At 72.3% G+C, this 14,943-nt stretch carries 15 protein-coding genes; 4 read left to right on the top strand and 11 right to left on the bottom strand.

Going from position 1 to position 14,943, the window contains the following annotated elements; all coding sequences use genetic code 11:
* Positions 1-63: 63 nt before the first annotated feature.
* From ABZ567_RS04505 to ABZ567_RS04485, 5 genes are all read right to left on the bottom strand, one after another.
* Positions 64-1,038: a ThiF family adenylyltransferase gene (locus ABZ567_RS04505; protein WP_360784635.1), complete on the bottom strand. Its 975-nt coding sequence runs from the start codon at positions 1,036-1,038 to the stop codon at positions 64-66.
* Positions 1,035-1,922, bottom strand: coding sequence for a hypothetical protein (locus ABZ567_RS04500; protein ID WP_360784632.1), 888 nt, complete (start codon positions 1,920-1,922; stop codon positions 1,035-1,037). The genes ABZ567_RS04505 and ABZ567_RS04500 overlap by 4 nt, the downstream gene beginning before the upstream one ends.
* A complete protein-coding gene (locus tag ABZ567_RS04495; RefSeq protein ID WP_360784629.1) occupies positions 1,919-3,130 on the bottom strand; it encodes an acyl-CoA dehydrogenase family protein in 1,212 nt (403 codons plus the stop codon). The genes ABZ567_RS04500 and ABZ567_RS04495 overlap by 4 nt, the downstream gene beginning before the upstream one ends.
* Before the next feature lie 43 nt (positions 3,131-3,173).
* A complete protein-coding gene (locus tag ABZ567_RS04490) occupies positions 3,174-3,494 on the bottom strand; it encodes a hypothetical protein (RefSeq protein ID WP_360784626.1) in 321 nt (106 codons plus the stop codon).
* A 407-nt stretch (positions 3,495-3,901) separates the two neighbouring features.
* Positions 3,902-5,344 carry an MFS transporter gene (locus tag ABZ567_RS04485; protein WP_360784623.1) on the bottom strand — a complete coding sequence of 481 codons (1,443 nt, stop codon included), beginning with the start codon at positions 5,342-5,344 and terminating at the stop codon, positions 3,902-3,904.
* 114 nt (positions 5,345-5,458) lie between these two features.
* On the opposite strand from ABZ567_RS04485, the gene ABZ567_RS04480 reads away from it, so the two are divergent.
* The 3 genes from ABZ567_RS04480 to ABZ567_RS04470 all read left to right on the top strand — a co-directional run bounded on the left by ABZ567_RS04480 (position 5,459) and on the right by ABZ567_RS04470 (position 8,392).
* Positions 5,459-5,878: a MarR family transcriptional regulator gene (locus ABZ567_RS04480; RefSeq protein WP_360784620.1), complete on the top strand. Its 420-nt coding sequence runs from the start codon at positions 5,459-5,461 to the stop codon at positions 5,876-5,878.
* Positions 5,879-6,123: 245 nt separating this feature from the next.
* The gene (locus ABZ567_RS04475) at positions 6,124-7,518 is read left to right on the top strand and encodes a BTAD domain-containing putative transcriptional regulator (protein WP_360784617.1); all 1,395 of its coding nucleotides are present in this window, start codon (positions 6,124-6,126) and stop codon (positions 7,516-7,518) included.
* Between the two features lie 97 nt (positions 7,519-7,615).
* Positions 7,616-8,392 (top strand): phosphatase, encoded by a 777-nt coding sequence (locus tag ABZ567_RS04470; RefSeq protein ID WP_360784615.1) that lies wholly within the window; start codon positions 7,616-7,618, stop codon positions 8,390-8,392.
* A gap of 37 nt (positions 8,393-8,429) precedes the next feature.
* Here ABZ567_RS04470 and ABZ567_RS04465 read toward each other — a convergent pair whose 3' ends face one another.
* From ABZ567_RS04465 to ABZ567_RS04450, 4 genes are all read right to left on the bottom strand, one after another.
* A complete protein-coding gene (locus tag ABZ567_RS04465; protein ID WP_360784613.1) occupies positions 8,430-9,356 on the bottom strand; it encodes a cation diffusion facilitator family transporter in 927 nt (308 codons plus the stop codon).
* A 21-nt stretch (positions 9,357-9,377) separates the two neighbouring features.
* A complete protein-coding gene (tesB, locus tag ABZ567_RS04460) occupies positions 9,378-10,250 on the bottom strand; it encodes an acyl-CoA thioesterase II (RefSeq protein WP_360784611.1) in 873 nt (290 codons plus the stop codon).
* Positions 10,251-10,255: 5 nt separating this feature from the next.
* Positions 10,256-11,413: an acyl-CoA dehydrogenase family protein gene (locus ABZ567_RS04455; protein ID WP_360784608.1), complete on the bottom strand. Its 1,158-nt coding sequence runs from the start codon at positions 11,411-11,413 to the stop codon at positions 10,256-10,258.
* 90 nt (positions 11,414-11,503) lie between these two features.
* Positions 11,504-12,724 carry a helix-turn-helix domain-containing protein gene (locus ABZ567_RS04450; protein WP_360784605.1) on the bottom strand — a complete coding sequence of 407 codons (1,221 nt, stop codon included), beginning with the start codon at positions 12,722-12,724 and terminating at the stop codon, positions 11,504-11,506.
* A 163-nt stretch (positions 12,725-12,887) separates the two neighbouring features.
* Here ABZ567_RS04450 and ABZ567_RS04445 point away from each other — a divergent pair, with 163 nt between their 5' ends.
* A complete protein-coding gene (locus tag ABZ567_RS04445; protein WP_360784603.1) occupies positions 12,888-13,493 on the top strand; it encodes a hypothetical protein in 606 nt (201 codons plus the stop codon).
* A 357-nt stretch (positions 13,494-13,850) separates the two neighbouring features.
* On the opposite strand, the gene ABZ567_RS04440 is transcribed toward ABZ567_RS04445, so the two are convergent.
* Together ABZ567_RS04440 and ABZ567_RS04435 are read right to left on the bottom strand one after the other, a co-directional pair.
* Positions 13,851-14,063, bottom strand: a complete 213-nt coding sequence (locus ABZ567_RS04440) for a DUF397 domain-containing protein (protein ID WP_360784600.1) — start codon at positions 14,061-14,063, stop codon at positions 13,851-13,853.
* On the bottom strand, positions 14,056-14,850 hold the full coding sequence (locus tag ABZ567_RS04435) for a helix-turn-helix transcriptional regulator (protein ID WP_360784597.1): 795 nt from the start codon (positions 14,848-14,850) through the stop codon (positions 14,056-14,058). The genes ABZ567_RS04440 and ABZ567_RS04435 overlap by 8 nt, the downstream gene beginning before the upstream one ends.
* Positions 14,851-14,943: the final 93 nt, after the last annotated feature.

The raw sequence follows: 14,943 nt of genomic DNA, 5'->3' as shown, positions 1-14,943 counted from the left end.
TCCTTTCCTTCTCTGCGTCCTGTTCCGTGTCCTTCTCTGTCCTTCGTTCCGCCCGGGCGCCGGTCAGGCCGCCCGTTCGGTGCGCCGGGCGGCCCGGTAGACGGCCCCCGGCGCGAAGCCCCGCCAGGCCTGCTCGGGCGGCAGCTTCCGCAGGAAGCGGGCCTTCTCCCAGTGACGGCTCACCCGGTTGGCGGCCCGGCGACCGGGTGCCAGGGCGATGTGGTGGACGTCGACGGCGACCGTGCGCGGCACGTTCTCGCCGGCCACCAGCTGGTTGACCATGTGCACGGCGAGCGACCCGAACTGGGTGGCCGCCTCGGTCAGCTGCGGGACGCTGTAGTCGGGCCTGCCGAGGCCGCGGCGCAGCTCCCGGTACATCTCGCCGGGGATGTGGCCGCGCGGGGCGATCCGGAAGATCACCTCCCAGGTGCCGAGCCGTTCCGCGTCCTCCGCCAGCAGCTGGCCGTCGAAGATCCGCCGGACCAGCCGGTAGTCGAAGCACTGGGCGGCGAGCATGCCGGCCATGTCCCAGCCGGTGACCAGCGGCTTGCGCTGACGGCACGCCTCCTGGTGGAGGGCGACCTTGGCGAGCAGTCCCGACCGGGTCGTGACGTCGACGCCGTCGACGATCACCTCGGCGCGGCGGACGAGCTCGCGGACGTTCTCCGGGGTGATGCCCTCGGGTACGACCTCGGCCCGGACATGCGGGTTGATGGCGCGCAGGGCGGCGGCGCCCACCTCGGCCTTGTTGCGGCCGAGGTCGTCGACGGTGGCGTGCTGCCGGTTGAGGTTGTTCAGTTCGTAGGTGCCGACGTCCGCGAGGACGAAGTCGCGGTACCCCATGCGGCCGAGCGGCTGGACGGTGGCGCCGCCGATGGAGCCGCAGCCGGCGATGAGCAGCGGCGCGTGCCGGATGCGGTCCTGGAGGTCGGCGGGGACGAGGCCGCGGTTGCGCTGGGTCAGCGAGGCGTAGAAGTCCTCCTCGGCCAGCTCTCGGGCCTCCGTGGGCGTGCCGACGTCGGGCGGTGTGGCGTTCATGAGCGGGCCTCCCGGAAGGCGGTGAGCCGGGCGCCGACCGAGCCGGGTTCCCCGGACACGAGAATCGCGTCGAGGTGCGCGAGGGTGGGACGCAGGGCGCCCTCGTCGGTGAGGACGAAGGGGTACGAGCGCTGCTGCTGGTCCCACATCGGCGCGAACAGGTCCTCGGGGTCCGAGGGCCGCGCGGGCACGTCGAGCATGCGCGCCGCGAAACCGAGCAGGCCCAGTTGGTGGATGGCGACCCCGGGCTTTCCGTCGCCGACGACGGCCGCGCCCTCCTCGGCGAGGGCCCGGACGCAGCCCTCCGCCCAGCCCCGGTAGACCCACCAGGGGACGGAGGCGCCGGCCTGGGAGCGTTCCATGGCGTAGTCGCGGACCAGGCGCTTGCCCTCCCGGACGTGGGCGGCGGGGGTGGCGGCGCCGAGGTGGTCGGCGAGCCGGAGCTCGTAGTCGCGCTCGACGGCGAAGGGGTGGTGCGCCGGGTCGCCGAGGAGGGTGCCGGCCGGGCCGCGGGCGGCGACCAGGGTCCCGTACCCGCGCAGCCGGCCGGTCTCCGCCTCGACGACCAGCGTGTGCTGGTCGGTGAGGGCGGACACGTCGTACGGCTCCGCGTCGAGGCCGCGCGCGGCGGCGGCCTCCTCGTTGACCCAGCCCCGCTGGAGGTACTGGGCGAGGCGGAAGCGGTAGACGTCCGCGAGGTACGGGGCGGGCAGCTGCGCGCCGCGGACGGTGAGGGTGAGGAGGCCTTCCGGGCTCGCGGCCCGGAAGAGCGGCTCGCCCTCGACGACGGACTCCAGGTCGGGCAGGACGATCGCCCGGGTGGTGCGCAGGAGGCGGACCCGGTACTCGGTCAGCTCGGCGGGTGAGGCCGGGGCGGTGGTCATCGGACCTCCGGGAGGCCGAACAGCTCGCCGGTGACGACCAGGGCGAGAGCCTCGGGGCTGCCCTCGTAGATGCGGGGGCCGTAGGCGTCGCGGAGGACCCGGTCCATGCCGTCCTCGCGCTGGAAGGCGGCGGCGCCGATGAGGGACATGGCGGCGTCGGCGTTGTCGATGGCGGCGCGGTCGGCGACCATCTTGGCGACGGCCGGTTCGTAGGCCGGGGTGGGGATGACGGTGTCGGCCTTGAGCACCGCGTCCAGGTAGAGGGCGCGGGAGGCGGAGACGCGGGCGGCCATGTCGGCCAGCTTGCGGGCGGACATCTGGTGCTCGAAGAGGAGCTTGCCGCCCTGGCGGCGGGTGCCGGCCCAGGCGACGGCGCGGTCCAGGGCGTGGCGGGCGATGCCGGTGGCGACGGCGGCGCAGGTGACCCGGGTGAGGTTGCCGATGGCGACGTTGAGGTCCCAGCCGCCGCGCTCGTCGCCGAGCACGTTCTCCTCGGGTACGCGCGCGCCGTCGAGGATCAGCTCGCCGGCCGGTGCGGTGCGGTAGCCGACCTTGTCGTGGATCTCGCCGCGGGTGACGCCGTCCTGCTCCAGGTCCGTGACGAAGCAGGTGAGGCCGGTGGAGCCGGGGGCGTCCTCCAGGTTCGCCATGATCGTGGCGTAGGTGGCGACCGGGGCGTTGGTGATGTACCGCTTGGTGCCGGTGAGGAGGTACTCGCTGCCGGAGCGGCGGGCGACGGTCATGTCCTGGGCGTACGGCGCGTGCTGAGGCAGGACCAGGTCGGTGCCGTTGCGCTCCTCGGCGACGGCGTTGCAGGCGAGGACGGGCTCCGGGCCGAGGAACTTCGGCAGGTACTTCTCCTGCAGCTCGGGCTTCTCGCAGATGAGCAGCGGAGTCTGGAAGAGCCCCGTGGCCCCGAAGACCAGTGCCATGCCGGGGTCGGCGGCGGCCAGCTCCTCCAGGGTGAGGGCGATGCCCAGCTGGCTGAGGCCCAGGCCGCCGAAGTCGCGGGGGATGGCCATGCGGAGCAGTCCGAGGGCGTGGCCCTTGCGGACGGTCTCCCAGTCGACCTGGCCCTTCTCGATGCGGTCGCGCTCGGCGGCGCCGGGGGCGACCTCGTCCCGGGCGAAGGCGGTGACCTCGCGCAGGATGCCGGCATCGGTGGCGTCGAGCAGCGGGTGGTCGGCCGGGTTGTGCGTGTACGTCATGGTGATTCCTTGTCTGAGGGGTGCGGGGCCCGGGGCGGTGGGGTCAGCCCGCGAGGGAGAAGGTCGTCAGGGCCTGGCCGACGGCGAAGGTCTGCATGACGGGGCCGCGGGCGGTGACGCGGCGGGAGGTCACGGTCCGCAGGAACGTGCGGCGGCCGGCGGTGAGGTCCAGCAGGTCGGCATGGGTGATGCCGAGGACGTGGGTGGGCTCGTCCTCGGTGACGGCGCCCTGTGGGTCGAGCGTGAACTCGGCGTCCGGGTCGGAGATCACGAAGCGGACGGTGGCGCCGGTGGCCTGCCAGGCCGCGGAGGACCGGGCGGCCTCGGACAGGGTGCGGGAGATCTCTTCGGGCGAGATGGCCATGCGGAATTCCTTCGCTCTGGGAGGGCGGGGAGAGAGGGGCGGGATCCGGTCGCGGTTTCCGCGGTCACGGGACCCGTGGGCGGAGCCGGTGACGGAGTCCCGCCGGGGGGCCGACACAGCCGCCGCCCCCTCGGACGAGTTCGACGTTACCGATCGGTAGCGAGGCCTGTCCACGATGTAAAGCAAGGGTCCATGGCGTGGGAATCGGTCATCCAGGCTCCGGTAATCGGCCATCCATCAGGGGGAGTTGGCCAGCTCGCGCAACCCGCGGTAACCCCCGGAAACGCCGAGTGGGCCTGCGGCCGGGGGAGCCGCAAGCCCACGTTCGGGGAGGGGAGGGGGAGAGATGTGACGGTGTGACAGGGCGGCGCCGGAGGACGCCAGGGAGCTGCGGGACCGCTCCTCGGCTACGCGGCCGCCGGCTGCTCGTCGCGGGTCAGATGGCGCAGCGCGAGGGCGATGACGATGGCGATGGCCGCGCAGACCGCGAGGGCGAGGAAGCCGTTGGCGACGCCGGAGGTGGTCGCGGCCGAGGCGGAGGCACCCTCCTTCAGGCGCCCGTCGACGGAGGTCGCGAGGACGGTGCCGATCACGGCGATGCCCAGGGCGGCGCCGCTCTCGTTGAAGGTGTTCAGCAGACCGGAACCGACGCCCGCCTCCTCCACCCTGACGTGCGCGGTGCCGATGCCGAACAGCGGGACGAAGCAGGCCGGCAGGCCCGCGCCGATGGCGGCGAGCGCCACGACGGTCATCCAGACCGAGTCGGTGCCGGTGGCGAGGAAGCCCGTGCCGACGAGCTGGAGCGCGGCGCCCGCCGCGTACATCCCGCCGAGACCCAGCGCGCCGGCGAGCACCGGGGCGACCAGGGCGACGACGAGGGCGGCGAGACCCATGGGCAGCAGCGAGAGGCCGGTGACGAAGGCGCTCATCCCGTGGACCTGCTGGAAGTACATGCTGGCGAGGAAGGAGCTGCTGATCATCACGCTGGCGACGAGGAGCAGGCCGATGCTGGACAGCCAGTAGGTGGGCTTGCGCAGCAGGTGCAGCGGGAGCAGCGGGTCGTCCTTGCCCAGCTCCATGAAGGTCACCAGGGTGAGCAGGACCACGGCGGCGCCCAGGCTGATCCAGGCGGTGGGGTCACCGAAGCCCTCGTGGAGGCGGATCAGGCCGAAGGAGAGGGCGGCGAGTCCGGCCGTGGACACGACGGCCGAGGGGAAGCGGAGCCTGCGGCCCGAGGCGGTCCGGAGCGACGGCATGCTGCGCAGCGCGCCGACGAAGGCCGCGATGCTGACGGGGAGGTTGATCAGGAAGGCCCAGCGCCAGTTGATCGCGGTGACGATCAACCCGCCGAGCACCACGCCGATCGTGGCCCCGATCACGCCGAGGCCGCTCCAGGCGGTCAGCGCGATCTTGCGCTGATCCTCGTCCTGGTAGACCTCCAGGATGATCGAGAGGGCGGCGGCGGAGAGCAGTGCGGCGCCGACGCCCTGCGCGGCGCGTCCGGCGACCAGCAGTTCCTGGTTGCCCGCGATGCCGCAGAGCGCGGAGGCCACGGCGAAGAGGGTGAGGCCGGTGAGGAAGGTGCGCCGCCTGCCGAAGACGTCCGACACGCGGCCGCCGAAGAGGAGCAGGCTGCCGAACATCAGGACGTAGGCGCTGATCGTCCACTGCAGGCTCGTCTGGTCGGCGGGCAGGTCCGCGCCGATGGTGGGCAGGGCCACGTTCACGACCGTCGAGTCGAGCATCACCATCAACTGGGCGACGCCGACCACGACGAGGGTGGTCCAGGGCGCCTTGGCCGGCGCGTCCTGCGCCTGCTCGGTGGGGGGTGCCAGCGTCTGCTCGGTCACCGGGTCTCCTCGCTCGAAAGAATCTGATCCATGCGAATGCATCGAATTGCTTCGGCACACTACATTCATGCGCACGCATAGACAAGGGAGTGAAGGGAACCTAGTATCGGAGAGGTGACGGATACAGCTCTGACCGACCGATGGATGGCCGTGATCCGCGCCGGCGCGCAGATCGTCCAGGCGGCGGAACGCCGGCTCTCCGACGAGTACGGCCTGTGCACCAGCGCCTTCGAGATCATGGACGTCATGGCACGGGAGGACGACTGGATCCGGGCCGGGGAGCTGAGCGCCCGTGCCGCCCGGAGTCAGCCCCAGGTCTCCCGCCTGCTGGCGCAGATGGTGAACGCGGGGTACGTGGAGCGCCGGCCCTGCGCCAACGACCGGCGCGGCTTCGACGTCCGCCTCACCGCATCCGGCAGGCGGCTCTTCGGCCGGTCCACCGTCACCATGGAGGAGCTGCTGCGCGAGCTCTCCGAGGCGAGTCCCGAGGTGCGCGGGGTGCTCGGCGCCCCGAGGGACCGATCTGACGCATAGTTGCCAGGGGCACCCTTCGAATGCGTACTCACTGGTAGCCTCCGGGCGTCGACGCCCCGAGGCCGCCTTTCACGTCCGTGATCGCAGGGCCCGGGAGGCGACATTCCGGGGGGAATCAGGGCCCGTGCGCGCACGGGCCACGACAGGGCGCCGCGCACCGGCGCCCTCGGCATGCCGACCCCCGGTGAACCACCGGCACCGGAACCGTCTCCGGTGCCACACGCTCCTACCAAGGAGCGACTGACATGGGGGAAAACATCGTGCTGAGCCAACCCGTCCTGCAACCGAAACCCGTCGCCGCCCCGGCCGCCCGGCGCCTCGCGCACGCCGCCGCCCCGCCGGGGCGCGCGCCCGGCGGCCCCGCGCGCCCGCCCCGCATACGCCCGCCCGTCATGACCGAACGCGGTGTCTCCTTCCGCCTCCTCGGACCCCTGGAGATCGCGACGGCGAACGGCCGGCTGCCGCTCAAGGGCATGAACCAGCGGCTCGTCCTCGCCTTACTGCTCCTCAACGCCAACCACGTCGTGCCCACCACCGACCTGATGGACGTGCTCTGGCCGGACGGCCGCCCGCCCGCCACCGGCCGCAAGAGCCTCCAGAACACCATCTCGGCCCTCCGCGGCGTCCTGGCACGCGGCGGCGTCCCCGAGCGCATCGCCTCCCTGACCAGCGAGGGCTCCGGCTACATGCTCAAGACCGCCCCCGAGAACCTGGACCTGACGCGCTTCCGTCTCCTCGCCGACAAGGGACGGGACGCGCTCGCCGCCGGGGACACCGAGGAGGCCGCCCGGCTGCTGCGCGGCGCCCTCGGCCTGTGGCGCGGCCGCGCCCTGGCGGAACTCGCCGACGCCGGCCTCGACTGGCCGCAGACGACCGCCGCCGACGGAGCCCGGCTGCACGCCCTCGAGGAGTACTGCGAGGCCGAACTCGCCAACGGACGACCGCACGAGGTCATCCAGCGGCTGGAGAGCGCGGCCGCCGCCGACCCGTCCCGGGAGCGCACCCAGCGGCTCCTGATGACCGCCCTCTACCGCTCCAGCCGCCGCGACGACGCCCTGCGCGCCTACGAACGGCTCCACCAGCAGCTGCGGGACGACCTCGGCGCCGCCCCCAGCCGGGAGCTCCAGGACCTGCACGGCGCCATCGTCCGGCAGGACCCCCTCCTCGCCCCGGGCGGGACCCCCGCCCCGCGCGGCAGCAGGCCCCGCCCGTCCGCCGACCCCGAACTCGGCGTACTGCACGCCCTCCTGGACCTGGTCCGCCGACAGAACCGCCCGCACGTCGTCGCCCTCACCGGCGACGCCGAGGAGCGCCAGGCCGCCCTCGTCGCCCGGCTGATGAGCGGGCTCAAGCAGGACGACCGGGCCGCCGTCTGGCACGTGCAGCCAGGACCCGAGGGCGTTGACCTCGCCCACGACCTGCGAGCCGCGCTGCGCCGGGCCACCCCCGAACGGCCCATGGTGGCCGTCGCCGAACACCTCCACCAGGCCGGACACCTCGTGCCCGAGTGCGTCGGGGACATCGTGACGGAGGCGGGCCGCACCCCGCTGCTCATCGTCCTCACCGCCCGCACCGGATCCCACGGCCTCTGGCCCGGCTGGGACAAGGCCGTCCCCCGGTTCACCACGATCACCGTCTAGGGTCCTTCGTTGGATCGTGCCGGGCTCGCGGGCCCCCGGCGTCCCGGTGTCCGGTCACCCGGGACGCCGGGGGGCGCGGCCCGGCAGAATGTTCCCCATGCCGATACTCAGCCGCCCCGCCCTCGTCGAGCACCTCGTCCGCACCCGGATCGCGGGAGACGTCGCCACCCCGCGCGACAACAACCTCGCCCACTACCGCAAGCTCGCCAACGGCGACCGGCACTACTGGCTCGGCCTGGAACTCGGCGACCGCTGGACCGACGAGCAGGACGTGCTCGCCGTGATGGCCGAGCGCTGCGGGGTCGTCGACGACCCGGCCCACCGCGCCGGCCAGGACACCATCGACCCCGAGCTCACCGTCGACGGCCTCGACCGGATGGCCGCCCGGCTCCGCAAGGCCGCCGCCGGCAAGGAGCGCGTCCTCTTCGCCACCGGCCACCCCGGCGCGCTGATCGACGTCCACAGCCGGGTCGCCGCCGCGCTGCGCGCCCAGGGCTGCGACATCGTCCGCATCCCGGGCGGGCTCGTCGCCGACGAGGGGTACGTCGTGCAGTTCGCGGACGTCGCCGTCTTCGAACGCGGGGCGAGCCTCTGGCACACCCACTCCCCGGAGCCGATGAACGCGATCCTCGACGGGCTCGGTGAGGACGGCCGGCCGGACCTGGTGATCGCGGACCACGGCTGGGCCGGGCGCGCGGGACAGCGCGGGATCGATTCCGTCGGCTACGCGGACTGCAACGACCCGGCGCTGTTCATCGGGGAGGCGGAGGGCACGATGCAGGTGACGATCCCGCTCGACGACCACGTCCTGGACCCGCGCTTCTACGAACCGCTGACGGCGTACACGCTGAACGCGGCGGGCCTGCCGGTCTGAGCCCCGCGCTGCCGCGCGGGTGCTTGCCCGCGAGGGGTCACGGACCCGGCGTCGGGTCCAGGTAGACGCGGCGGATCGACGGGAAGCGTTCGCGCAGGCGGGACTCCGCCAGCTCGCACGCCTCTTCCACCTCCGCCGCCGACACCACGTCCCGGAAGTCCACCTTCGCGGCCACCAGCACCTCGCCCGGCCCCTGGATGAGCGTCGTCAGGTCGAGGACGTCGACGACGTGCGGGACGGAGCGCAGTTCCTCGCGGACGGCGTCCCGCATCTCCCGCGGCAGCGGCCGGCCGATGAGCAGTTCGGCGTTGGACCGGCCGAGGACCCAGGCCACGTACACGAGCAGGACGCCGATGAGGATCGACGCGACGCCGTCCCAGACGCCGGAGCCGGTGATCTGGCCGCCGAGCAGACCGCCCGTCGCCAGCATCAGGCCGGCGAGCGCGGCGGAGTCCTCCAGGACGACCGCCTTGACGGTGGTGTCGGGGGTGAGCCGCAGATAGCGGGCGAAGGGGGCCCGTGCCCGCTCCGCCTCGGCCTTGACCTGCCGGATTCCGGTCCGCAGGGAGAAGCCCTCCAGGACGAAGGCGAGGCCGAGGACCACGTACGAGGGCAGCGGGTCGCCGAGGTCCTCGCCGTGGGTGAGGGTGTGGATGCCGTCGTAGACGGAGAAGACCGCGCCGCCGACGAAGGTGGCGACGGCCGCGAGCATCGCCCAGACGTAGCGTTCGCCGGCGTGACCGACCGGGTGGTCCTCGTCGGCCGGTTTCTCGCTCCGCTTGAGCGCGGTGAGCAGCATGACCTCGGTGACCGTGTCGGCGAGCGAGTGGGCCGCCTCCGACATCATCGCGCTCGACCCGCTGACGAGGCCCGCGACGGCTTTGGCGGCGGCGATCCCCAGGTTCGCCACCGCCGCCACGATCACCGTGAAGGTGCTCTCTCCGTTCCCCGCATCCTTGGTCATGACATCGGACCGTATGTCCGGTCAGGAACGGGGCACGCGAACGACACCCTCCTGGATGACGGAGATCGCGAGTCTCCCGTCCCGCGTCCAGATCCTGGCCTGGCCTAGGCCGCGCCCGGCGGAGGCCGAGGGCGACTCCTGGTCGTACAGGAGCCATTCGTCGGCCCGGAACGGCCGGTGGAACCACATCGCGTGGTCCAGGGATGCCCCGACCACGTCCCCGAGGGCCCAGCCGCCCCGCCCGTGCGCGAGCAGCACGGAGTCGAGCAGCGTCATGTCGGAGACGTACGTCGCCAGGCAGACGTGCAGCAGATGGTCGTCGGCCAGCTTGCCGTTCGTACGGAACCACACCTGGGAACGCGGCTCGCGCGGCTCCCCGACGGAACCCCAGGGCGGGGTGTCGGCGTACCGCAGGTCCACCGCCGCCCGCGCCTCGACGAGCCGGGTCGCGATCTCCTCCGGCAGGTGCCGGGGAAGCATCTCGGCGGCCGTCGGCAGCGACTCCGGGTCCGGCGCGGCCGGCATGTCGGCCTGGTGGTCGAGCCCCTCCTCGTACGCCTGGAAGGAGGCGGAGAGGTGGAATATCGGCTGCCCGTGCTGGACGGCGACGACCCGGCGGGTGGTGAAGGAGCGGCCGTCGCGGATCCGGTCGACCGTGTAGACGATCGGCGCCCCCGGGTCCCCGGGACGGAGGAAGTACGCGTGGAGCGAGTGCGCCAGGCGGTCCTCCGGTACGGTCCTGCCCGCCGCCACCAGCGCCTGGGCGGCCACCTGGCCGCCGAAGACGCGGGGGACGAGCGCGGAGCGGGACTCGCCCCGGAAGATGTCCCGCTCGATCCGCTCCAGGTCGAGCAGATCGAGCAGGGCATCCAGGGCGCTGTGCGCTTCGGGCACCTGGACTACAGGCCCATCGACTTGGCGATGATCGACTTCATGATCTCGCTGGTGCCGCCGTAGATGCGGTTGACGCGGTTGTCGGCGTACAGGCGGGCGATCGGGTACTCGTTCATGTAGCCGTAGCCGCCGTGCAGCTGGAGGCAGCGGTCGATGACGCGGTGCGCGACCTCGGTGGTGAAGAGCTTGGCGCTGGCGGCCTCGGCGGGGCTGAGTTCGCCCGCGTCCAGGGCCTCCAGGGCGCGGTCGGCGACGGCCTCGGCGGCGTCGACCTCGGCCTGGCAGGCGGCCAGCTCGAACTTGGTGTTCTGGAAGTGCGCGACCGGCTTGCCGAAGACCGTGCGGTCCGTCACGTACTGCTGGGCGAACCGGACGGCGGCCTTGGCCTGCGCGTACGCGCCGAAGGCGATGCCCCAGCGCTCGGAGGCCAGGTTGTGGCCGAGGTAGGAGAAGCCCTTGCCCTCCTCGCCCATCAGGTCCTCGACCGGCACCTTGACGTCGACGAAGGCCAGCTCGGCCGTGTCGGACGTGCGCAGGCCCAGCTTGTCCAGCTTGCGGCCGATGGAGTAGCCCTCGGACTTGGTGTCCACGGCGAAGAGGGAGATGCCGAAGCGGCGGTCCTCGGCCGAGGGGGCGGAGGTGCGGGCGCAGACGATCACGCGGTCGGCGTGGACGCCGCCGGTGATGAAGGTCTTGGAGCCGTTGAGGACGTAGTGCGTGCCGTCCTCGGAGAGCTTGGCGGTGGTCTTCATGCCCGCGACGTCGGAGCCGGTGCCCGGCTCGGTCATCGCGAGGGCCCACATCTCCTCCCCGGTGACGAACTTCGGCAGGTAGCGCTTCTTCTGGTCGTCGGTGGCGAGCATCTTGATGTACGGCAGGGCGAGCAGCACGTGCACGCCGGAGCCGCCGAACTGGACGCCCGCGCGCGCGGTCTCCTCGTAGAGGACGGCCTCGAACTTGTGGGTGTCCAGGCCCGCGCCGCCGAACTCCTCGGGCACGTTGATGCCGAAGACGCCCAGGTCGCCGAGCTTGCCGTAGAACTCGCGAGGCGCCTGGCCGGCCGCGAACCAGTCGTCGTAGACGGGGACGACCTCGGCCTCGATGAAGGCCCGGATGGTCTCCCGGAACGCCTCGTGGTCCTCGTTGAATACGGTACGGCGCACGAGCCGCCTCCTTGGGTTCCGGTCCTGGTCCGACGCCCTGACGCTTGTCTAAGCGCTTGCTCAGGGTTCTTCCTCGAAGTTACCCATCGGTCACCCGCTCTGTCCAGAGCTCTCGCCTGTGATCCAGGCCCGCCCCACGGAGTCGTACCCGTACACGGGCCGCCCCTTCGCCGCGCTCGTCCGAAAGGGTGCGCCGTCCTCGTCCCCGATCCGGACCGTGCCCCGGCGCCCTTCCGAACTCCACTCCAGCTCCAGGTACCAGCGGCAGTCGCACCCCGCCGTCCCCGCCGACACCAGCAGCTCCTCCGGCTCGGCGGCGCTGACCACGTACGGGAAGGAGACCGCCGGGAGCGTCCGGCCCTCCTCCCCGGAGGCGTCGTACCCGGCCAGCGCCCGCGCCACCGGCCGCGGCCGGTCCAGGTCCACCTCGAAACGGCGCGGCGTCACCGCCCCGCCGCACCCGTCGTCCATCCGGTACGCCGCCCACGGCAGCGGCGCGCCCCGCTCCACCACCCGCACGTGCAGCGCCTGGAGCACCACCGCCGCCGCGCCCTTCCCCTGCACCGACACCCGCACCATCGTCTCCCCGCCGTCCACGGCCCCCCGCGCCGCCGCCCAGCTCCGCGCGTCGGCCGCCTCCGGCGGGGGAGGGGGCGTCCGCTCCACGAGGTAGGTGTGCCCGCACCCGTTCTTCCAGATGTGCGAGGCGACCGTCCACGTCAGCGGCGCCGGTGGTTCGGCGGCCCGCTCCGGGGTCCTCCCGGGCAGGAGTACGGCTCCGAGCGTCACCGTCCCCATGACCGCCAGGGCCCCGCAGACCACGCCCACCCACCCCCACCGGCGCCTCCGCCGTTCGGACGGGAGGCCCGGCACGCGCGCGTGCACGGGCTCCAGCTCGGGCGCGGGCTCGGACGCAGGCTCCGGGGGCGGCGCGGGCTCCCGCACGGGCTCTGGCTCGGGTTCCGGCGCCGGCTTCGGTTCCGCGCCGGGCTCGGGCCCCGCGCCGGGCTCGGGCCCCGCGTCGGGCTCTGGCTCCGCGTCGGGCTCCGGCACCGGAGGGCGACGGGTGCGGTCCGCGCGGCTCCAGGCCACCTCCAGGGCCCGCCGCCCCTCCTCGTCCGCCCCGCACAGCAGGGCGAGGCGGTCGACCACGGCGAACTCCTCCGGGACGGTCGCGCCCGAGCAGTAGCGGTGGAGGGTGGACGCGCTGACGCTCAGGCGCCGGCCCAGCGCCTCGTAACTGCGCCCGTCCCGCGCCTTCAACGCGCGCACGAGCCGCGCGAACTCCTCGACGGCGGCGTCCTTCGGCATTCCATCCCCCTCGACCCTGTGTCCCACCCTTCACGTCCTTGCACGTCAGCGGGGGTGGAATGGTTCCGGGACGGATGGGGGGCGCGTCACCGTTGCAGGCGGCGGGCGCCGGCCCGACGCTGGTGGAGCACTGACCGAACGACCCGACGGGGGATCCACCACCATGAACAAGCTCCGTACCGCACTCGCCACCGCCGCCGCTGCCGCCCTGGGCCTCGCGGCCCTCGCCACGGCCCCGGCGCAGGCCGCCGCCCAGCCCGCCTTCCTCGCCGCCTCCCAGATGCCGCCGTCGTCGACGCCGTGGACCGCCACCCAGGTCTTCACCGGCATCCCGGAGAACGGCGGCGCCCTCTGCGCCCCGTACAAGATCCCGGCGCAGAACACCCGCTACCGGGAGTTCAGCACCGAGCTCGACACCAACGGCGTCCAGATCACCACCGTCGCCCGCACCGAGGCCGACGCCGTGAAGCTGGTCGACACCCTCCGCAAGTCCCTCGCCGGCTGCGGGCCCCTGCTTGAGCAGCAGAACCCGGGCCTGCACGCCGTCAGCGCCTTCCACGGCAAGCTCGCCGTCGAGGAGGGCGCCTGGGTCTACAGCCTGGACACCGCCGACCCGCAGATCGGCATCACCGACATCCACCTCTTCTCCGTCGGCCGCGACGGCCGCACCGTCACCCTCGTCCGCTGGGGCCAGATGGGCGACTTCAAGGACGCCCCGCTGACCGCCTTCCGCACGACGACGAAGACCGCCGTCAACAAGCTCTACTGATCTGAGGGCTCTCCCAAGGGCTCACCACAGCTCCGCAGCGGCGCGGCCCGAACCTGGGCGCGCCGCTGTCGTGCCCACCTACTACGCTGACGGCGGAGAGGTCCGGATCGCCAACGAGTCCGCGCCAGGATCACAGCGGAAACCCATCACCAGGCTCGTAGAAGACGGTGACGTGGCCAAGCTCAGGTGCCTCGCCGGCTCATGCTGCCGGATCTAGTTTTCCGGTTGGTACCCAAGGTGGGCATCTGTTCTGGGCGTTACCTGGGTGAGGTGCTGGCGGCGCCGCTGGTGCGACGGCGGATTGTCTGCCGATTCCGCTGCACCAGCGGGCAGTTCCACTCGCCGAGGGCGGCGGGGCTATCGTCGGGTTTTGAGAGCAGCCACGAATGCGATCCAACCGGTCGCGGAAAAGACGAGCGCCGGACCGTACGGGACCTTCGAGTCGCGGACCGGAACACCCGATGGGTAGTCGTCCAGGATCTCCACGCAACTGCCGCCATCCCCGCTGCTGTACGACGACTTGCGCCAGCCGCTCAGTGCGGCCGCGTTCGGGATGGTGCGCTCAGTCATGGTGCCCGTATTCCTTTGCCGTGGCCCTCAGTAGGGCAAGCGACTCCTTGCGGGGGAGCGCATCGCCCAAGGCGAGAGTGTAGGTGCGCTGCAAGGTCTCGACCAGGGAAGGCGAGTCGTGCAGCTTGCCCATGAGCACCCCCTCGCCGTAGGCGACCGGAGGCTGGTCATCGAACATCATCAGCGACAGCATCCCCTGGAGCAGCGGGTGGTAGCCCGCCCCGAAGGGCAGTACGTGCACGCGAACCCGCTCGCACTCCACCATGCCGATGATGTGGGTCAGTTGCTCCGCCATGATCTCCGGGCTCCCGACATGACGGCGTAGTACCGCCTCGTCCACGAGGGCGCAGAACAGTGGAGTGACGGGGTCGGAGAGGATCTTTCCTCGATTCAGCCGTGTGACAAGGAGCCTGTCACATTCCTCTTCACTCCGGGGAGTGACGCTCGGCCGCAGAACCGCACGGGCGTACCCCTCCGTCTGGAGGACGCCGGGCACGAGGGACAGGGCGAACTCCTGGATCACCGTCGCCTGCTGCTCAAGCTCCAGCGCCGCCTCGAAGTAGTCCGCGACCGCCACATCCTGCTTCGGCAGGAAGCTCTGCAGGACATCGCCCGTGCCCAGTGCCCTGTCCAGCCTCCGCGCGTCCTCCTGTGACGGGATCCGGCGGCCCGCCTCGATGTGGGCGATGTGTGAGCGCGTCATGATCGCGATGTCGGCCAGCTCCTGCTGGGTGAGGCCGGCCGCCTCGCGCTGCGCCTTCAGCCACTCGCCGTAGACGTTGGTCATCGTCAACTCCCTTGTGACAAACGCTGCGTCACACCGAACCCCCTGTTCAGGGTAGCCATGCCGGTCTCACGCTGTGAGGGAATCGCTACAGAG

The sequence above is a fragment of the Streptomyces sp. NPDC016459 genome (assembly GCF_040632845.1).
GTDB lineage: Bacteria > Actinomycetota > Actinomycetes > Streptomycetales > Streptomycetaceae > Streptomyces.
This window is presented reverse-complemented; position numbering and strand designations above follow the sequence as displayed.